Origin of the sequence: Natrinema sp. HArc-T2 (assembly GCF_041821085.1) — an archaeon.
Classification (GTDB): Archaea; Halobacteriota; Halobacteria; order Halobacteriales; family Natrialbaceae; genus Natrinema.
Window position 1 is genome coordinate 583,052 of the sequence record NZ_JBGUAZ010000003.1, and the last position, 18,874, is coordinate 601,925.

At 63.3% G+C, this 18,874-nt stretch carries 16 protein-coding genes and 1 pseudogene; 15 read left to right on the forward strand and 2 right to left on the reverse strand.

Going from position 1 to position 18,874, the window contains the following annotated elements:
* Positions 1–365 precede the first annotated feature (365 nt).
* The 13 genes and pseudogenes from grpE to mce all read left to right on the forward strand — a co-directional run bounded on the left by grpE (position 366) and on the right by mce (position 14,164).
* Positions 366–1,484 (forward strand): nucleotide exchange factor GrpE, encoded by a 1,119-nt coding sequence (grpE, locus tag ACERI1_RS10515; RefSeq protein WP_373618098.1) that lies wholly within the window; start codon positions 366–368, stop codon positions 1,482–1,484.
* 178 nt (positions 1,485–1,662) lie between these two features.
* Positions 1,663–3,600 (forward strand): molecular chaperone DnaK, encoded by a 1,938-nt coding sequence (gene dnaK / locus ACERI1_RS10520; RefSeq protein WP_373618099.1) that lies wholly within the window; start codon positions 1,663–1,665, stop codon positions 3,598–3,600.
* 108 nt (positions 3,601–3,708) lie between these two features.
* Complete coding sequence (gene dnaJ, locus ACERI1_RS10525; protein WP_373618100.1) at positions 3,709–4,884, forward strand: molecular chaperone DnaJ; 1,176 nt, start codon at positions 3,709–3,711, stop codon at positions 4,882–4,884.
* Between the two features lie 164 nt (positions 4,885–5,048).
* Positions 5,049–5,882: a ZIP family metal transporter gene (locus ACERI1_RS10530; RefSeq protein ID WP_373618101.1), complete on the forward strand. Its 834-nt coding sequence runs from the start codon at positions 5,049–5,051 to the stop codon at positions 5,880–5,882.
* Between the two features lie 92 nt (positions 5,883–5,974).
* Positions 5,975–6,715: a hypothetical protein gene (locus tag ACERI1_RS10535; RefSeq protein ID WP_373618102.1), complete on the forward strand. Its 741-nt coding sequence runs from the start codon at positions 5,975–5,977 to the stop codon at positions 6,713–6,715.
* Positions 6,716–6,952: 237 nt separating this feature from the next.
* The gene (locus ACERI1_RS10540; RefSeq protein WP_373618103.1) at positions 6,953–7,606 is read left to right on the forward strand and encodes an HAD family hydrolase; all 654 of its coding nucleotides are present in this window, start codon (positions 6,953–6,955) and stop codon (positions 7,604–7,606) included.
* 137 nt (positions 7,607–7,743) lie between these two features.
* Complete coding sequence (locus ACERI1_RS10545) at positions 7,744–8,673, forward strand: hypothetical protein (protein ID WP_373618104.1); 930 nt, start codon at positions 7,744–7,746, stop codon at positions 8,671–8,673.
* A gap of 110 nt (positions 8,674–8,783) precedes the next feature.
* A pseudogene (locus ACERI1_RS10550) lies at positions 8,784–9,715 on the forward strand (M48 family metallopeptidase).
* Between the two features lie 466 nt (positions 9,716–10,181).
* Positions 10,182–10,766, forward strand: coding sequence for a GNAT family N-acetyltransferase (locus ACERI1_RS10555; protein ID WP_373618105.1), 585 nt, complete (start codon positions 10,182–10,184; stop codon positions 10,764–10,766).
* 87 nt (positions 10,767–10,853) lie between these two features.
* Positions 10,854–11,183, forward strand: coding sequence for a hypothetical protein (locus ACERI1_RS10560; protein ID WP_373618106.1), 330 nt, complete (start codon positions 10,854–10,856; stop codon positions 11,181–11,183).
* Positions 11,184–11,269: 86 nt separating this feature from the next.
* Positions 11,270–12,955, forward strand: coding sequence for a methylmalonyl-CoA mutase (locus tag ACERI1_RS10565; protein WP_373618107.1), 1,686 nt, complete (start codon positions 11,270–11,272; stop codon positions 12,953–12,955).
* A 255-nt stretch (positions 12,956–13,210) separates the two neighbouring features.
* The gene (locus ACERI1_RS10570) at positions 13,211–13,606 is read left to right on the forward strand and encodes a hypothetical protein (RefSeq protein ID WP_373618108.1); all 396 of its coding nucleotides are present in this window, start codon (positions 13,211–13,213) and stop codon (positions 13,604–13,606) included.
* Between the two features lie 171 nt (positions 13,607–13,777).
* Positions 13,778–14,164 (forward strand): methylmalonyl-CoA epimerase, encoded by a 387-nt coding sequence (gene mce, locus ACERI1_RS10575; RefSeq protein ID WP_373618109.1) that lies wholly within the window; start codon positions 13,778–13,780, stop codon positions 14,162–14,164.
* Between the two features lie 85 nt (positions 14,165–14,249).
* Here the strand turns inward: mce and ACERI1_RS10580 are convergent, their stop codons facing one another.
* Entirely contained in the window at positions 14,250–15,134 is an 885-nt protein-coding gene (locus tag ACERI1_RS10580) for a hypothetical protein (RefSeq protein ID WP_373618111.1), read from the reverse strand.
* 165 nt (positions 15,135–15,299) lie between these two features.
* Positions 15,300–15,938 (reverse strand): ferredoxin--NADP reductase, encoded by a 639-nt coding sequence (locus ACERI1_RS10585; protein WP_373618112.1) that lies wholly within the window; start codon positions 15,936–15,938, stop codon positions 15,300–15,302.
* 273 nt (positions 15,939–16,211) lie between these two features.
* On the opposite strand from ACERI1_RS10585, the gene ACERI1_RS10590 reads away from it, so the two are divergent.
* Positions 16,212–17,969, forward strand: a complete 1,758-nt coding sequence (locus ACERI1_RS10590; protein WP_373618114.1) for a 2-oxoacid:acceptor oxidoreductase subunit alpha — start codon at positions 16,212–16,214, stop codon at positions 17,967–17,969.
* A complete protein-coding gene (locus ACERI1_RS10595; protein WP_373618115.1) occupies positions 17,966–18,829 on the forward strand; it encodes a 2-oxoacid:ferredoxin oxidoreductase subunit beta in 864 nt (287 codons plus the stop codon). The genes ACERI1_RS10590 and ACERI1_RS10595 overlap by 4 nt, the downstream gene beginning before the upstream one ends.
* Positions 18,830–18,874: the final 45 nt, after the last annotated feature.

An 18,874-nucleotide genomic window follows, 5' to 3' on the forward strand; every position in this document is an offset into this window, starting at 1 on the left:
ACGGCGTTCGAATAGAGGTAGATAATATTGTATTTACAGTGGGTAGACAGTTCGTACTTATCAGAGTGATAGTTTTTGGTACAGTCTGTGATGCGGGGGGAAGGAAAAAACGCGCAGTCTGAGATCGAGTTCTCCTGGATCGACCCGGATGGGTTGTCATCGGCTGGTGGGCCACCGACACACTCACCGCACACGATCGATCTGGAGTTCGAGTGGTACCAACTCTGTCATGGCTGTGGGGAACGGAAGTGGTTCAGCGCGTTGATCTGTGACGAGTGTCGGGAGCAACACGACGTGTAGGCACGGACGGAACACGGTAATCGGGTACCTCAACCCTTTTATTACCGCTGTTCGTTGACTGCCATATGAGCGAAGACGAGGGCACGAATGCGTCAGCCCAGGGTGTCCCGTCCGAGGAGCAATCCGACGACGGCGAGACGGCCGACGTCGATCCCGAGACAGCGACCACTGGTGACTCGGAGTCGACAGCCGAATCGGTCGACTCGGAGTCGACATCGGCGACTGCAGGGGCCGACTCGAGCGCGGAGACGACCAATGGGACGACGCCAGCGGAGCCCGAGACCGAAACGACCGACGAAGACGGAATCGGTGGGGCTCCCGAGACGAGCGAGGATATCCAGCGCCTCCTCGACCGACTCACCGAATACGACGACGAGCTGGCCCACAAGGTCACCTCGATCGTCGACGAAGCCCGCGAGCTAAACGGGACGGTCTCGAACCAGCGCGAAGAACTCGAGGACCTCGCAGAACGCATCGAATCGCAGGCCGAAACGATCGACGAGCTTCAGGGCGAGCTCGAGGAGTACGAAGCAGCCATCGCGGAGCGCGACGAGCAGATTGAGGACCTGAAGAGTCGGCTCAAACGCAAGCAGGCGGACTTCCAGAACTACAAGAAACGGGCCAAAAAGCGCCAACAGCAGATCAAAGACCGCGCCACCGAGGACCTCGTCGAGCGACTCATCGGCGTCCGCGATAACCTCAAACGCGCCCTCGAGGAGGACAGCGGCGACGCCGAGAGCCTCCAGCAGGGCGTCGAGATGACGCTGCGGGAGTTCGATCGCATCCTCGAAGACGAGAACGTCTCCGAGATCGATCCCGAGCCCGGCACCGAGACCGATCCACAGCGCCACGAGGTCATGATGAAAATCGACAGCGCCCAGCCCGAAGGAACCATCGCCGACGTTTACACCCCCGGCTACGAGATGGGCGAGAAGGTCATCCAGAACGCCCAGGTGACCGTCTCGAACGGCGAACTCGAGGAGGAAGCGACCGACGAGTCGGCCAGTGACGGCGCTGCTGATGACGATGTCGACGCTGGCGCTGACGACGCGCAGTCCGACGCTGCCGACGCGGCCACGGACGAGGAGGACGACGACGCGATCGAGTTAGGCGGCGAGGTCGCCAGTGACGACCCCGATAAGGGAAGCGAGGACACGGCTGGCGCAGCCACCGCGGACGAGTAAGCCACGCACTGGACGACCGGGCATACGATCGTTCACATCCCTGTCGGCTCGAGACGACCGTTTTTACTGCAGCCAAACTACGGGAATTCGACGTGTGAGTGGCTACAGCCACGTTTTATTCGCAGCCCGCTCGTTCCTAGTAACCTTTAAAACAAAGTGCGCACAATAGCCGTCCACGATGGCGAGCAACAAGATTCTCGGAATCGACCTTGGGACGACGAACAGCGCGTTCGCGGTAATGGAAGGTGGCGATCCGGAGATCATCGTCAACGCTGAGGGTGAACGGACGACACCCTCGGTCGTCGCGTTTACCGACGACGACGAACGGCTCGTCGGCAAACCGGCGAAGAATCAGGCGATCCAGAACCCCGAAAAGACGATCGCCTCGATCAAGCGCCACATCGGCGAAGACGACTATACAGTCGAGATCGAGGGCGAAGAGTACACGCCCGAAGAGATTTCGGCGAAGATCCTCCAGAAGATCAAACGCGACGCCGAGGACTATCTGGGCGACGAGGTCGAAAAGGCCGTCATCACGGTCCCCGCGTACTTCTCGGACCGACAGCGCCAGGCGACCAAAGACGCCGGCGAGATCGCCGGCTTCGAGGTCGAGCGCATCATCAACGAGCCGACCGCCGCGTCGATGGCCTACGGCCTCGAGGACGACTCCGACCAGACTGTCCTCGTCTACGACCTCGGCGGTGGCACGTTCGACGTCTCGATTCTCGATCTCGGCGGCGGCGTCTACGAGGTCGTCGCGACCAACGGTGACAACGACCTCGGTGGCGACGACTGGGACGAAGCCATCATCGACTGGCTCGCCGACAACTTCGAGGACGAACACGGCATCGACCTCCGCGAGGACCGTCAGGCCCTCCAGCGGCTCAAAGACGCCGCCGAAGAGGCCAAGATCGAACTCTCCTCGCGCAAAGAGACCGAGATCAACCTGCCGTTCATCACGGCGACCGACGACGGCCCGATCCACCTCGAAGAATCGATGACGCGGGCCAAGTTCGAGTCGCTCACGCAGGACCTGATCGATCGCACGGTCGAACCGACCGAGCAGGCACTCGAGGACGCTGGCTACGACAAAGACGACATTGACGAAGTCCTCCTCGTTGGCGGATCGACCCGGATGCCACAGGTCTCCGACAAGGTCGAGGAACTCATCGGCGAGGAACCCCAGAAGAACGTCAACCCCGACGAAGCCGTCGCACTGGGCGCGGCGATTCAGGGCGGCGTCCTCGGCGGCGAGGTCGACGACATCGTCCTGCTCGACGTTACGCCACTCTCGCTTGGTATCGAGGTCAAGGGTGGTCTCTTCGAGCGGCTCATCGAGAAGAACACGACGATCCCGACCGAGGAGTCGAAGATCTTCACCACCGCGGCGGACAACCAGACGACGGTGCAGGTCCGCGTCTTCCAGGGCGAGCGCGAGTTGGCCGCCGAAAACGAACTGCTCGGCGAGTTCCACCTGACCGGCATTCCGCCAGCCCCTGCAGGGACGCCACAGATCGAAGTCACGTTCTCGATCGACGAGAACGGCATCGTCAACGTCTCGGCCGAAGACAAAGGCAGCGGCACCACCGAGGAGATCACCATCGAGGGCGGTGCCGGCCTCTCCGACGCCGAAATCGAGGAAATGCAGCGCGAAGCCGAGCAACACGCCGAGGAGGACCAGCAAAAGCGCCAGCGCATCGAGGCCCGCAACACCGCAGAGGCCACGATCCAGCGCGCCGAGACGCTGCTCGAGGAGAACGACGAGCAGGTCGACGACGACCTCCGTGCTGACATCGAGGCCGCGATCGAGGAACTCGAGGAGACGGTCGATGACAGCGACGCTGACGCTGAGGACATCGAGGCGGCGACCGAAACCCTGAGCAAGGAGCTACAGGAGATCGGCAAGCAGATCTATCAGGAAGCCGGTGCCGCGGGTGCTGGCGGCGCTGCCGGCGGTGCAGCAGGTGCAGGCGCTGGCGGTGCAGGCATGGGCGGCATGGGCGGCGGCCCGAACCCCGGCCCCGACGCCGGCGCGGGCGCTGCCGATGACGACGAGGAGTACGTCGACGCCGACTTCGAGGACGTCAGCTTCGACGAGGACGAAGACGACGAGTAACGAGAACGGCTCGCCGGCGGTTCCGTGAACCGCTATTTCTTGTTTTAGCCAGGCGCTCGTGGGAACGTTCGTTTCAAGTGTCTCAACCGACTATCGGTGGAACAACGAATGAGCGAGGACTTCTACGACGTTCTCGGCGTGAGCCCCGACGCGTCTGCCGAGGAAATCAAACAGGCGTATCGGACGAAGGCCACCGAGTATCATCCCGACGTCAGCGACGACCCTGACGCCGAGGAGAAGTTCAAGAAAATCCAGAAGGCAAAGCAAGTTTTGACCGACGAGGAAAAGCGCCAGGCCTACGACCAGATGGGCCACGACCGCTACGAGCAAGCCGAGAAACACGGCTTCGACGCCAGCGACGCGGGCGGTGCCGGCGGCATGGGCGGCGGCCCGTTCGGCGGCATGGGTGGTATGGGCGGTGGTGGCATGGGTGGCGGCGGCCTCGGCGACCTCTTCGAACAGGTCTTCGGCGGCGGTGGTGGCGGTCGCGGTCGCCGTCGCCCCCGGAAGGGTCGAGACCTGCGAACCGAACTCGAGATCGACCTTGAGGAGGCCTACCATGGGGCCGAAAAGCAGTTGACCGTCGAACGGCCCGAAGAGTGTGAGGTCTGTGACGGGGCGGGACATCCGCCGGAGGCCGACGCTGAGACCTGTCAGGAGTGTCAGGGCCGCGGGCAGGTGACGCAGGTTCAGCAGACGCCGCTGGGTCGCGTCCAGCAGGCGACGACCTGTCCCCGGTGTGACGGCGAGGGGACGATCTACTCCGAGACCTGCGATGAGTGTCGCGGCGAGGGCTACGTCCGCAGCGAGGCGACGCTGACCGTCGAGGTCCCGCCGGGCATCCAAGACGGCCAGACGCTGCGGATGGAAGGCGAGGGCGCGCCCAGTCCCGAAGGCGGTCGCCACGGTGACTTGCTGATCGACATTTCGATCCGTGAGCACGAACAGTTCGAACGCGAAGGCGACGACCTGCGCTACCGGCTGCCGATCTCGTTCCCGCAGGCGACCTTCGGTGACACCGTCTCCGTGCCGACGCTCGACGGTGCTGTCGAGTTCGAGATCCCCGAGGGCACCCAGAGCGGCGAGACGTTCCGTCTCGAGGGCAAGGGCATGCCCCGCCTGCGCGGTCGCGGGCAGGGTGACCTCTACGTGCAGGTGCAGGTCGTCACCCCTGACAGTCTGAACGAAGACCAGCGCGAGGCGCTCGAGGCCTTCGCGGAGGCTGGCGGTGACGAGATCGAGGTCAAGGAAGGGTTCTTCGAGAAGATCAAGCGGGCGTTCTAGATCGGTTTTGGGCCCGTACCCACGTTTTAGGTCCTGTTGTCGCTTCTCATACGGTCTGCTGTCAGTCGAATTAGCTGCTGGTGACTTTATATGTGTGAACTCGGTACACACGAACGAATGGGCGTCAGTGAGCGACGGGACGGTGCTGTGACTCGAGGGACGACATGACGTCGCTCGTCGATCTGTTCGTGCAGGTGGCCGGCAGCGACCCGGTTGTACAGGGGCTCGTCGGCGGAATCGTCATCGCGACGCTGAATCTGTTCGGCGCATTGTTAGTGCTCGTCTGGCGTGACCCCTCGAAGCGGGCGCTCGACGGCGCGCTCGGGTTCGCGGCCGGCGTCATGCTCGCTGCGGCGTTTACGAGTCTCATCCTCCCCGGGATCGAGCAATATGCCGACGGGAATCCGATCCCGACGCTCGTGGGCGTCGCACTCGGCGCGCTCTTTCTCGACCGGGCCGACGGACTCGTGCCGCACGCACACTTTCTCCTGACTGGTCGCACGCGGGCTGACGAAGCCAATCCGAGTACGTCGCTGCCGCTGGACAACGAACGACTGGTTCCTGTCGTCCTGTTTATCCTGGCGATTACGCTTCACAACATGCCCGAGGGGCTGGCCGTGGGCGTCGCCTTCGGCTCCGGTAACGTCGAGAACGGAATCGCGCTCATGCTCGCGATCGGCATTCAAAACATTCCCGAGGGGCTCGCCGTTTCGGTGGCGGCGATCAATGCCGGACTTGATCGGCGCTTCTACGCGGTATTAGCCGGGATCCGGTCCGGGATCGTCGAGATTCCGCTAGCGGTGCTCGGTGCGCTGGCAGTCAGCGTCGTCGAGCCATTACTTCCCTACGCGATGGGCTTCGCTGCGGGGGCGATGCTGTTCGTGATCTCCGACGAGATCATTCCCGAAACACACACCCGCGGATACGAGCGAATCGCCACGCTCGGGGTGATGGCTGGCGTGATCGTGATGCTGTATCTCGATATCAGCTTAGGATAACGAGTCTCGATCCCGCCGTATGATGGCGTTTGATGGCAGTGCCGGAAAACCGAGTCGGCGCGCTTTTTTCGCCGCGCTTCTCACGTTCGAGTATGAACGCCGCGACGGTCGACGACCTACTTACCCGGGAACTCCGCGACGATCGAACCGGGCTCGTCGACGTGACGGGCCGGGAGTACGACTATCACTGGCTGTGTACCACCGCCTGGAAGTCCGGCAACTTCCTGCGCCACGCGGGCGTCCGCGAGGGCGTCACCGTCGGCGTCGTCGGCGACGGCCCGCTGGCTCTGCTTGCCTTTCTGGGGACGACGCTGCTCGAGAGCCGGACCCGCTTCGAGCCACCGACTGACCTCGCCGACGATGAAGAGTTCCGGGCGCTCGTCGCGCCCGTCGACGAACTCGACGACTACGACCTCCCACGGGGCGCACAGCGAGTCGGCTACGGCGACAAGCCCGACGCGCCGGACGTCCACCACTTCGATGCCGGCGTCTGGACCGAGAACCCGTCGTTCCCGCCGCTGTCGATCGATCCCGACACCGCAATTCTGACTGACGGCGAGCAAACGGTGACCCACGAGGAGGTGCTGGACGCCGCCCGCGTGGTCGTCGACGACGTCGGCCCCGAGGCGGACGACCGCGTGGTCATCCGCGCGCCGCTATCGGACCCACGGACCGTCACGGCCGGCGTGATCGCGCCGTTGCTGGCCAGGAGCGTGATCGTCTTGCCCGCTGGGGACGAGGAGCCGACCGAACGGGGGACGTACGCTGTTGCGAGCGAGACTGCGTCGGTGCCGGAACCGAACCGCATCGCTCTCGAGTCGGTCACGCTATAGGGCGCCCGAATCGGGCGCCGTACGTCGTGATCGGCGCGGCAACTGCGCCGGAGCGACGGGACCGAGCGAATCAAGTCGCTGTTCTCTGAGGCTGGCTCGTGCTCCACGGCTTCCCGGCACTCGAGCCAAAAGAGGGCGCTCAGAGTGTCGGATCTTCCGGATGCTGAAGATGGTTGTCTCACGAGTCGGACACATCAGACAGGGTTATAGCCACGGAGTCGGTACGACCCGGTAGCAATGCAATACGACGCGGTCCTGTTCGATTTCGACGGGGTCGTGGTCGAGAACCCCTCGTCCCAGCGACTCTACGACGCACTCGGCCGAACCTACGAAAAATTCGGTCGCTCTGGGCCGGCCTCCGAGACGTTTCAGGAACTCATGTGCGGCGACTTCGAGTCGATCGCCACACGATGTCGCAGCCTCGGAATCAAAGCGGACTCGTTCTGTGCACAGGCTGCCCGAGAGATGGTCCGGACCCAGCGCGAAGAGGTCGAACGCGGACTCCGCTCGGCCTACGACGACGTCGCTGCGATGCGGTCGCTCGAGATACCGCTCGGAATCGTCAGCGACAACCATCCGACCGTCGTCTCAACGCTGCTCAATCGGTTCGGGCTCCGATCGCTGTTCGAAACCGTCTATGGCTGTCCGCTGACCCCCGACGGACTGGCTCGGCGCAAACCCGATCCGACGAACATCGAAGCCGCGATCGCTGACCTCGAGTCCGAGACCGCACTGTACGTCGGCGATCGGGCGGTCGACATTCGAGCAGCCGACAACGCCGGCATCGATTCGGCGCTTATCTCACGGACCGAAGCCGACGAACCCGACCGAGACGTGACCCCGACCTACCGGCTCTCGTCGCTGTCGCAGCTTCCGGCTGCGCTCCGATAGGTGGCCTGTTTCTCGATTCACGGTCTCCGGATTCCGGATCGCTGTCTCGAGCGTGGCACGTCCACTCCAAAACGACGAGTGTCGGGCCGATGCAATTCGTGGCCGCGCTTTTTGCGCCTCCGTGTCGTACACGACGTATGGACCCCGACGACACCTGGACGAGCCTGCGGAAACAGTGTGACTCCCTCGAGCCGGGTGCGGAACTGCTCACACCGGTCTCCGAGCGACCGTTCGGCATCGAACGAACCGCAGCAGATCGGATCGTCGTCCGGTTCGGGGACAGCGGCGAGCGCCAGTCGCTCTGGCGCGAGCAGTTCGTCGTCTTTCTCGAGCGACTCGAAGAGGAGGAGGCGATCGCTATCGAGCGGCTGCAGCCGGGAGTCGAACCGTATGCAAGCGTCGTAACTCTCAGCGACGAGTACGCGGTCGACGACGGAACGATCAGCTCCGACCCCGACGCAGTCGGCGGGGACAGCCCGTTTCTCGTTTCGGCGGCGGACGCACGAGCCCCGCGCGAACGCGTTCACGACGACGCGTTGCTTCTGGTGGCGCTGCTCGAGCGTCTCGACGCCGACGATCCCGCGGCGCTCGATACCGACTCGCTGACGGATCTGTACGTCCTCGCGTCCGACATCCAGCACGGGTCCGATCGATTGCGTCGATCGGCGCGCGAACCGCTGCTCGAGCGACTCGGGCCAGATCAGCGGCTTCACGGGCGATACGGGACCGTCAGGCGGACGACGCGGGAACGTCGTCGACCGAAAGACGCAGAGACCGTGTTCGCCGCGCTCGACGAGCACGGCATCCCTCGTGAGTGGGTCACCGGCATCGATCGGGACAAACTGGACGTCGTCCTCGCGGTGACCGACCTCGACGAAGCAGCGGTCTACGACATCGACGAGGACGTCTACGTCCAGAAAACGGGCGTCGACGAGGACGAGAAGTATTCGCGGCTGCAGGGACTCGCCGACCGGATCGACGACCTCGACGATGCCGAGGGTCGATCCCTGCGCGAGGATCTGGACGATATCGAGACGCGACTCGAGGAGGCGCTGTCGAACGGCTAGCCGTCCGTCTCGAGCGGGTGGCCCCGCCGACAGTCGTTTCAGGTAGCCGTTCCTTGATCGACGCGAGAACGATGTGCGCTCGTCGAGCGGGGACGGGAACCCGTCTCCTGATGGCCCTGGTCGGATTCCTGCTGCTGGTGTGGTATCTCTCGCTTGCTGCCGTCAGCTACTGGGCGCTGTCGGCGCTTCGTGCGTCCGCGCCGGATCTCGGGACGACCGTGGTGATGCTCGTCGGCGGCGGGCTCGTCGGCGGCTATCTGAGCTACCGGTTCGGCACCAGACAGCTGCTCTCGCGTCTCGAGGCGGTCGAACTGCCGCGATCACACGCACCTGCGTTCTACCGACGACTCGATGGGCTCGAGGCGCGTATGGATATCGACTCGCCGACGATTCTGATTGCGCGGTTGCCAACACCGAACGCCTTCGCGCTGGGTGGTGGTCGCAACGGCGTGATCGTCCTTGACCGCTCGCTCTTTCGACTGCTGTCGCTCGACGGGCTCGAGGCGCTGGTGGCCCACGAACTCGCCCATCTCGAGGGATACGATGCGTTATCCAGACGCTCGCTTACAGCGTCTTCCGGACGTTTTCTGGCGTCATCTTTCTGCTATTGCTGCCGGTTGTATTGCCGATCGCGGGGGCCGCGCGATCGATGGCGTGGCTGCGCGGGACACCCCAGTCGTGGTCGCAGACGGCGTTCGGGCGACTCCTGCGACGTATCGACGGCGGTGTGATGGCTGGCTTGCTGCTCGTAACGCTTGCCGTCCGGGCGCACTCGCGTCGCCGCGAGTACGCCGCTGACGAACGGGCGGCTGCGGTCACCGGCAAGCCCGTCGCGCTCGCTCGCGCGCTGCGGACGATCGAGCGCGCTGCAACGCCGCCACCGGGGCTGCTCTCGACGCTGTACGTTCACACCGAGACCGACGAGGATGCACTGACCCAACTGCTCTCGACACACCCCTCGACGGACGATCGGATCGAGCGATTGCTCGCGTCTGCACGAACCGCCGCCGGTCGGCCTCGAGACACGGTTCGGAAATCCTGAAGAGAGCGTCGTCTTGGGAACGGCTCGAGGCGGGAGCGTCCGTCCGGCGAGCGCGAGCATTGTGGCTGCCCTCAATCACTACCCGACGCACGTATACGAGACTGGAACGGGGCCGGCACTCCAGAACAGATCAGTCGCTTCCACCATCTGTGACGAGTGGTTCGGACGAGCGATCGGATCGGGCCGAGTCCGGAACTGCGGGATGGCACCTCGCGCAGACATCCTTCGTTCGGCGGTGTGTCATGGTTTCAGTCCGAATTCGCTCGGTAAAGAGCCGGGAGACGTCGTCACCACAGGCAGCGCATTCGACCATGGTGTGGCATATGTTGTCATATGAGAACAAAACTCTTTGCACCACACCCTCATCGTGAGATATCCGTACGAACTGCTTGGTTGGTCTCGGACTGACCGTCGAGGGTATGGCAACCCACAAACCCTTTTGGCTGCACGTCGCCTACGTCGAATCATGTACGTTCGGGACGCGAAAAACAGAGAGGAGGTCTGGTTGCTCGATCATATCGAGGCGATGGGACTCGACGAGACGGCGTTTCGCTCTCGCGACTACGTCGTTGCTATCGACGAGGAATCCGGCGAAAAGGCCGGCTTCGGTCGCATCCGCGTCCACAAGCCCGACGACTCGGACGACGTCTGTGAGTTGACCAGCATCGGCGTCCTCGAAAGCTGGCGCGGGCAGGGCGTCGGGGCTCACGTCATCGAACGGCTCGTGGAGTACGCCGGTGACGAGGGGTTCGACACCGTCTACGCCCTGACCGGCGAAGGTGCCTATCTCGCCCAGTTCGGCTTCCAGCGGGTTTCGGAGTCAGCCCTGCCGACTGTGTTACAGGAGCGACTCGAGGCCAAACGCGAGGGCACCGATCCGGACGCGGTACCGCTGTCGATCGACGTCGACGAGTTCCGGATGCTCGAGCGGCACCGCGAGGCGTTCAAGCGCGCGCCGGACGGGCGCGAGGACGTTAGCGACGAGGAGTTACCGGAGGACTTCGGGATCGATCCCGACTCGGCGACGTACAAGTACGATACGAGCCGGTAACGATCGGGGCCGCCCACAGCGGCGACGGTCCTGTTGGGTCGTCGACGCCACAACACATATGCGGATGCGGAAGTAGACTCAACAGTTATGACTGCGAACGGAGCCGAGGGGACGACCGGGACCGAACACGCCGACGGCAACGAGGAAGACGACGTTCGCGTCTGGCTCGTCGAGCGAACGTACGGTGACGACGAACTCAACATCGTTATCCTCGTGTACGCGACCGAAGACGGTCGGCAGTACCATCGCCGGGAGCGAGCGCTAACCAGTTTTACGGGCCCGAAACGCGAGACCAAAGCCGGATTACTCGTCTCGCCCGAATCGCTCGGAACCGTCGACGACCCGGACACACAGGCTCGCTATGCCGAGGAAGCCTCGCGGATGGCCGCCCGACACGAACCGGACGACAACGTCTAGATCCATACTGATCTATTCGGTGACACGATGGGTGCCCTGAGCGTGTTCATCAAAGTTCAAGCCCCGTGCCGTCCACGCTTCCGATAATGTTCGATCCCGACGAACTCGAGGAGATCCGTGCCAGCAAGGAGGAGTGGCACGAAGAGGAAGTAGAACCCGTCCTCGACCGTTTCGGCGAACGCAAAGAAACGTTTACGACCGATACCGGTGGGCAGGAGGTCGACCGGCTTTACACCCCTGCGGACGTCGATGACCTCGACTACGAGGAGGACCTCGGCAATCCCGGCGAGCCGCCGTACACGCGCGGTGTCTACTCGACGGGCTACCGCGGTCGGCTCTGGACGATGCGCCAGTACGCCGGCTTCTCGACGCCCGAAGACACCAACGAGCGCTATCACTATCTGCTCGATGAAGGCCAGACCGGGCTTTCGATGGCCTTCGACCTGCCGACCCAGATGGGCTACGACTCCGACGCCGACATGGCCGCCGGCGAAGTCGGCAAGGCCGGCGTCGCGATCGACTCGCTCGAGGACATGGAGACCGTCTTCGACGGCATTCCGCTCGACGAGGTCTCGACCTCGATGACCATAAACGCGCCGGCGTCGGTCCTGCTGGCGATGTACATCGCCGTCGGTGACCAGCAGGGTGTCGACCGCGAGGAACTCCGAGGGACGATCCAGAACGACATTCTGAAAGAATACATCGCACGCAACACCTACATCTACCCGCCGGAATCGTCGATGCGGATCATCACGGACATCTTCGAGTTCTGTGCCGAGGAGACGCCGAAGTTCAACACGATCTCGATCTCGGGCTATCATATCCGCGAGGCCGGCTCGACGGCCGCCCAGGAACTCGCCTTCACGCTCGGGAACGGCATCGAGTACGTCGAGACGGCGATCGAGGCCGGCCTTGACGTCGACGACTTCGCACCCCAGCTTTCCTTTTTCTTCAACGGCCACAACAACATCTTCGAGGAGGTCGCGAAGTTCCGCGCGGCCCGTCGGATGTGGCACGACATCATCGACGAGCGCTTCGACCCGGACGATCCCAAGTCCAAACAGCTCAAGTTCCACACCCAGACCGCCGGCTCGATGCTGACCGCCCAGCAGATCGAGAACAACGTCGTCCGCGTCGCCTATCAGGCGCTCGCGGCCGTCCTCGGCGGTACCCAGAGTCTCCACACCAACGGCAAGGACGAGGCACTCGCGCTGCCGACCGAAGAGTCCGTCCGCACGGCGCTGCGCACTCAGCAGATCCTCGGTCACGAGTCCGGCGCGGCCGACACCATCGACCCGCTTGCCGGCAGCTACTACGTCGAGTCCCTGACCGACGAGGTCGAGGAAGAGGCCTACGAGATTCTGGACGAGGTCGAAGAGCGCGGCGGTATGCTCGACGCCGTCGAGCAACAGTGGGTCCAGCGCCAGATCCAGGATACCGCCTTCGACCGCCAGCGCGAGATCGAGGAGAAAGACCGGATCATCGTCGGCGTCAACGAGTTCGAAATCGAAGACGAGGAGCCCGAGATGGACGTCGAAGAGGTCACCGAAGAAGACCAGCAACGCCAGATCGACAGTCTCGAGGGGACGCGCGCAGATCGCGACGACGAGGAAGTCGATGCGGCACTCGAGGCCCTGCGGGACGCCGCCCAGAGCGAACAGAACCTGATGCCCTACATCATCGACGCGGTCAAGACCTACGCGACGGTCGGCGAGATCTGTAACGTCCTGCGCGACGAGTTCGGCGAGTATCAGCCCGGCAGCGCGGTCTAACGGTCGCCCTCGAGACCCACGACCCGACTCGTCACAGACCCCGGCTGGCGGCTTCCATTCTCCGCTGAGTACACGCTCGCGCCAGTCGCGCTGACGTGAGCTGGCTTGTGAGCATCCCGTGGTAGCGTGCCACTGGTCGATCGTCACCCACGAATACGCTCTTGTGAACCACCAGTTCATAAGCCACCGAATATGTCGTAGCGGATACCGCAACGGTAATATCGTGATATTTCGTCACGCCAGCATAGTTCACTAATGTATACAATTGAACGGACGGAGTTCGGGTTTCAGATCACTTTTGCCGGGAAGATGGACGAGGAAGCGCTCCACGAGTGGATCGACGACTCGCGAGCGACGCTCCGGAGTTCGCCCGACGAGTTCGGCGTCCTCGTCGATATGCGGGACCTGAACCTGCTCAGCGACGACGAACAGCAACTCATGCGGGAGGGACAGCAACACTATCAGGACGCGGGCATGGTTCGCTCGAGCGTCATTCTCGATTCGGCGATTCTGACGCTGCAGTTTCGCCGGCTTGCCCAGGAATCGGGCATCTACGACTGGGAGCGGTACATCAACGCCGAGATGACCGACGGCTGGCACCAGCAGGCTGTCGACTGGCTGGTCGATGGAATTGATCCAGATTATCAATGACACCGGCAGAAACCGTGTCCCGCGGCAGTAATCGCTGATCGATTTACACGCTGTTTCTCTCGCTTTCGCAGACGCGCGCGAATCCAACAAAATGTGTTCGGCTCCGCTCGCCATCGGTTCTTCGAGGATAAATCACAACAATAACGCGGTCGCCGCGAGGAACTCAGCCTGATGCACTTCGACCACGCCGGTATCGCGACCGACGACGCACAGGCACTCGCTGAACTGTACGGCGATCTCTTCGGGCTCGAGGTCGTCCACGAAGAGGAGTTCGACGGCATGCGCGTCGTCTTTCTCGACTGTGGCAACGGCTACTTCGAGTTGCTCGAGCCACTCGAGGACGACGGCACGATCGCGCGCTATCTCGAGGACGGCGGTGCAGGGATCCACCACCTCGCGCTTGCAACCGACGACATCGAGGCCGCCCTCGAGACTGCACGCGACCACGACGTGACGCTCATCGACGAGGAGCCACGCCCGGGCGCATGGGGCCACTCGGTTGCGTTCCTCCATCCGAAAGACACCGGCGGGATTCTGGTGGAGTTCGTCGAGCACTGATACGATCCCCTCTCACGAGTGACCGGTGGGCCCGCAGGGCGGTCGTGGTCCCACCGACACTAACTGACAGGAGTTCGTCTGACGGTCATCGATCGTCCGTTTCGTTTTGCGACTCGGACGCCGAATACGTGGCTGTCGCCACCTGTCGGCTCTCACCGCGCGTCTCGTGGCGCACCTCGACACGGTCGGGATATCGACCCTCGAGGTCGATCGCGGCCTCGTACTCGACGACGCCGAGACAGCTGGCACAGGCGTCGTCCGTTTGCTCGCCGCTGTCGACGACGACCGTGAGCACGTCGCGCCCGTCCTCGTACACCGTGTCGGCGAGCGACGGCTCGTAACACGGCGTCGGTGTCGTAATCCGTCCGGTCACGACGACGGCCTCGTCCGCGAACGCGACGGTCGCATTCCCATCCGTCCTGTCCGTACAGTCTTGGGCTCCGATCTCGAGTGACGTCTCCGCAATTCGCGGTTCGGGACACGACGTCGAGCGCGAGGTTGATTCCGTTTCGGTTCCGGTCTCACGTAGCGTGACGGTCGTCCGCGACCGCGTACAGTCGAAGGGCTGTCGGTCGATACTGATGGCCGTGCGCGACTCGCTGCTATCGTCGGAAGCGCTCGTCGTTATCGAAACGGTGTACGAGCGCGGCTCGACGAGGAGAAACGTGATCGTCTCGCCCGCGGGTACCGCGACGTCGCGCTCGAGGAGCGTCTCGGTCCCGTCGGCCCTGATCTCGACGGCGGCCGTGCGCTCCGTGTCGCGTTCGGTCCGTAACTCGAGCTCATGTGGCGGCTGTGCCGACGGAAACGGAACGGCGTCGGGATCACCGACGGTGATCGGCTCGTCCGAGCCGGAGCCGTCACCAGTGCCGTTTCGTTCCGCCCCGCCGCGCTCGAGCGCCGAGTCCACACAGCCGGCCAGCCCGCCGAGCGTCCCGACCGTTCCGACGATGAGATGCCGCCGTCGCATAGTCGACGCCACCACGATGGGGACTAAACATCTTTGTCACAGTCGTTGATCGGTTTTGAGCGCGATTCTCGTCGCTCGATGACGGTATAGAAAACAGGAAAATCGCTGCTCGTACTCGGACGATCCTGCGGACCGGTCCTCGAGCCGAACACCGGACTGAGACCGTCAGCCGAAGTTCTCGATCAGTGCCTCGTCGGGGTCGCCACCAGCGTCGTCGACCGCATCGGCGACAAACGTCACGAAGTCATCGAAGCCGAATGCGTACAGTTGGCCGTCCTCGCGGTGGGTTGCGACAGCGTCTGCCAGGTCCTCGTCTGCGTCCTCGTCGAGGACGGCGACCGTCGCGCCCGCATCTTCGAGTGCCTCGAGCCGGGCTTCGTGGGCGGGGGCGTCGTCCTGATAGATCACGACGGCGTCGTGGCCCGCCTCGTGAGCCGCTTCGGCGATCGCGACCGCCGCGCCGATGCCCGGTCCTCCGGCGACGGCGACTACGTCGACCTCTCCGTCGTAGGTGCTCCGACCGAACGGCCCGTCGATAGCAACGGTTTCGCCACCCTCGAGGTCGGCAAGCCACGGCGAGAGATCGCCGTCGGGATCGATGCCAACAGTGAGTTCGAACGTCTCCCCGACGGACGACGACGAGAGCGTGTAGTGACGGGAAATTACCTCGTCGTCGGGCTCGGCCCGGAGCAAGACGAACTGTCCCGGCTGGGCGTCGAAGTCTGCGGGTGTTTCGAGCTCGAGTGCGACGGTTCCGGGACCGACTTCGCTGACCGATGCGACGGTGACTGGCGTCCCCTCCATATGAACCGGTTCAGTGGCCGATTGAAAAGACGTTCCGTTTCGACCACAGCGTCGTCCGATATCTATCATCGCCCCGGTATATTTGAATACACGCTATGGAACAAAATCTTACCCGGTTCGTTGGCCATTTCTTTCTCTTACTAGCTGTTTCGGCAATAGTATGAAACAATTAATTTAGTGCTATTGGATACCAAACGGTTCGAGCGCTATTGCGGTGGTTCTGCTGGGGTTTCAGAAGCCTTTTCATTTATGGGGGGTAAGGCTCAGGACAACATGGCTGAGGATCTCAACTGGGCGGTCGGTGGCGAAGCCGGAGACGGTATCGACTCCACCGGGAAAATCTTCGCTCAGGCACTTGCCCGAGCTGGACGGCACGTATTCACGTCGAAAGACTTCGCATCGCGAATTCGGGGCGGCTACACCGCCTACAAGATTCGCACGTCGGTCGACCAGGTGCAGAGCGTCGTCGACCGTCTCGACATCCTCGTCGCGCTGACACAGCGCACCATCGACGAGAATCTCGATGAACTCCACGAAGGCAGCGCCATCATCTACGACGGCGAGCGCTCGTGGGAGGCCGAGATTCCCGAGGAGATGACGGCAGTCGACGTCCCGCTGAAGTCGCTGGCCGAGGAAGCCGGCGGCGCGATCATGCGCAACATCGTCGCGCTCGGTGCTGCGTGTGAGATTACCGGCTTCGACGTCGAGTACTTAGACGAAGCACTCGAGAAGCGCTTCGGCGGCAAGGGCTCGAAGATCGTCGAGAACAACAAGGAAGCCGCTCGGGCGGGCCAGGAGTACGTCCAGGAGAACTACGACCTCTCTCACCTCGGCTACGACCTCGAGACGACGGACAACGACTACGTCCTGCTGAACGGGAACGAGGCAGTCGGCATGGGCGCACTCGCCGCCGGCTGCCGGTTCTACGCCGGCTATCCGATCACGCCCGCAACCTCCATCATGGAGTATCTGACGGGTCGGATCGAGGAATACGGCGGCCACGTCGTGCAGGCCGAAGACGAACTCTCAGCGATCAACATGGCACTCGGTGGCGCACGCGCCGGTGCCCGATCGATGACCGCGACGTCCGGTGCGGGGATCGACCTCATGACCGAGACGTTCGGACTGGTCGCGACCAGCGAGACGCCGCTCGTTATCGCCGACGTTCAGCGCTCGGGCCCCTCGACGGGGATGCCGACGAAACAGGAACAGGGCGACCTCAACATGGCCCTGTACGGTGGCCACGGCGAAGTCCCGCGCTTCGTCGTCGCCCCGACGTCGATCGACGAGTGTTTCTGGAAGACCGTCGAGGCGTTCAACCTCGCCGAAAAGTACCAGACGCCCGTGTTCCTGGTCTCCGACTTGGCGATGTCCGTCACCGAACAGACGTTCCCGCCGGAAGCCTTCGACATGAGCGAGGTCGAGATCGACCGCGGCAAACTCGTCGACGAGGACGAGGTCGACGAGTGGCTCGACGCACAGGGCCACTTCCGCGCCCACGCCGTCACCGACGACGGCGTCAGCCCGCGTGCCATCCCCGGCATGACCGACGGTGCCCACATGAGCACGGGTCTCGAGCACGACGAACTCGGTCGCCGGACCGAAGACGAGGACGAGCGCGTCCACCAGGTCGACAAGCGCAACCGCAAAGTCGAGACGGCCCGCGAGCGAGAGGACTGGGACTACCGCGAGTTCGGCGACGAAGACGCCGACAACCTCGTCATCTCCTGGGGCTCCAACGAGGGCGCACTCGCCGAAGCACTCGAGTATCTCGAGGACGACGGCATCGACGTCCGCGTCATCTCGGTGCCCTACATCTTCCCGCGGCCGGACCTCACAGAGGAGATCGAGGCCGCCGACGAGACGATCGTCGTCGAGTGTAACGCCAACGGGCAGTTCGCCGACCTGATCGAACACGACGTGCTTACCCGCGTGAAACGCATCAACAAGTACACCGGCGTCCGCTTCAAGGCGGACGAACTCGCAGACGACATCACCGCGAAACTCTCCGAAGAGGTGCCAGCACAATGAGCTCCGACGTACGATTCACCGACTTCAAATCCGACAAGCAGCCGACCTGGTGTCCCGGATGCGGCGACTTCGGGACGATGAACGGCATGATGAAAGCCCTCGCGAACACCGGCAACGACCCCGACAACACCTTCGTGGTGGCCGGGATCGGCTGTTCCGGCAAGATCGGGACCTACATGCACAGCTACGCCCTCCACGGGGTTCACGGCCGTGCGCTCCCAGTCGGCACCGGCGTCAAGATGGCCCGTCCCGACGTCGAAGTGATGGTCGCCGGCGGTGACGGTGACGGTTACTCGATCGGTGCCGGTCACTTCGTCCACGCCGTTCGCCGGAACGTCGACATGACCTACTGTGTCATGGACAACCGCATCTACGGGCTGACAAAGGGTCAGGCCTCGCCGACCTCGCGATCCGACTTCGAGACCTCGACGACCCCCGAAGGCACCAAACAATCGCCGGTCAACCCGCTTGCACTGGCGCTTGCCTCCGGTGCATCCTTCATCGCGCAGTCCTTTAGCTCCGATGCGATGCGCCACGCCGAGATCGTCCAGAAGGCCATCGAACACGACGGCTTCGGCTTCGTCAACGTCTTCAGCCCATGTGTCACGTTCAACGACGTCGACACCTACGACTACTTCCGCGACAACCTCGTTGACCTGCAGGACGAAGGCCACGACCCGACCGACTACGAGGCCGCCAAGGAAGTCATCCTCGACAGCGACAAAGAGTACCAGGGCGTCATGTACCAGGACGAAAACTCCGTCCCGTACCACGAGAAACACGGCGTCACTGAGAACATGTCCGAGATCCCCGACGGCGCACCCGACGACGCGATGGACCTCGTTCGCGAGTTCTACTGAGATCGCCGATCGCGTCCATCGGGACTGATTCGTTCAGCCGTTTTT

Excerpts from the sequence above, each read along its gene's own strand:
- dnaJ (WP_373618100.1), top strand. The coding sequence starts at position 3,709 with ATGAGCGAGGACTTCTACGACGTTCTCGGCGTGAGCCCCGACGCGTCT.
- ACERI1_RS10595 (WP_373618115.1), top strand. The coding sequence starts at position 17,966 with ATGAGCTCCGACGTACGATTCACCGACTTCAAATCCGACAAGCAGCCG.
- ACERI1_RS10590 (WP_373618114.1), top strand. The coding sequence starts at position 16,212 with ATGGCTGAGGATCTCAACTGGGCGGTCGGTGGCGAAGCCGGAGACGGT.
- mce (WP_373618109.1), top strand. The coding sequence starts at position 13,778 with ATGCACTTCGACCACGCCGGTATCGCGACCGACGACGCACAGGCACTC.
- ACERI1_RS10530 (WP_373618101.1), top strand. The coding sequence starts at position 5,049 with ATGACGTCGCTCGTCGATCTGTTCGTGCAGGTGGCCGGCAGCGACCCG.
- ACERI1_RS10555 (WP_373618105.1), top strand. The coding sequence starts at position 10,182 with ATGTACGTTCGGGACGCGAAAAACAGAGAGGAGGTCTGGTTGCTCGAT.
- ACERI1_RS10565 (WP_373618107.1), top strand. The coding sequence starts at position 11,270 with ATGTTCGATCCCGACGAACTCGAGGAGATCCGTGCCAGCAAGGAGGAG.
- dnaK (WP_373618099.1), top strand. The coding sequence starts at position 1,663 with ATGGCGAGCAACAAGATTCTCGGAATCGACCTTGGGACGACGAACAGC.
- ACERI1_RS10570 (WP_373618108.1), top strand. The coding sequence starts at position 13,211 with ATGTATACAATTGAACGGACGGAGTTCGGGTTTCAGATCACTTTTGCC.
- ACERI1_RS10580 (WP_373618111.1), bottom strand. The coding sequence starts at position 15,134 with ATGCGACGGCGGCATCTCATCGTCGGAACGGTCGGGACGCTCGGCGGG.
- ACERI1_RS10535 (WP_373618102.1), top strand. The coding sequence starts at position 5,975 with ATGAACGCCGCGACGGTCGACGACCTACTTACCCGGGAACTCCGCGAC.
- grpE (WP_373618098.1), top strand. The coding sequence starts at position 366 with ATGAGCGAAGACGAGGGCACGAATGCGTCAGCCCAGGGTGTCCCGTCC.
- ACERI1_RS10545 (WP_373618104.1), top strand. The coding sequence starts at position 7,744 with ATGGACCCCGACGACACCTGGACGAGCCTGCGGAAACAGTGTGACTCC.
- ACERI1_RS10585 (WP_373618112.1), bottom strand. The coding sequence starts at position 15,938 with ATGGAGGGGACGCCAGTCACCGTCGCATCGGTCAGCGAAGTCGGTCCC.
- ACERI1_RS10540 (WP_373618103.1), top strand. The coding sequence starts at position 6,953 with ATGCAATACGACGCGGTCCTGTTCGATTTCGACGGGGTCGTGGTCGAG.
- ACERI1_RS10560 (WP_373618106.1), top strand. The coding sequence starts at position 10,854 with ATGACTGCGAACGGAGCCGAGGGGACGACCGGGACCGAACACGCCGAC.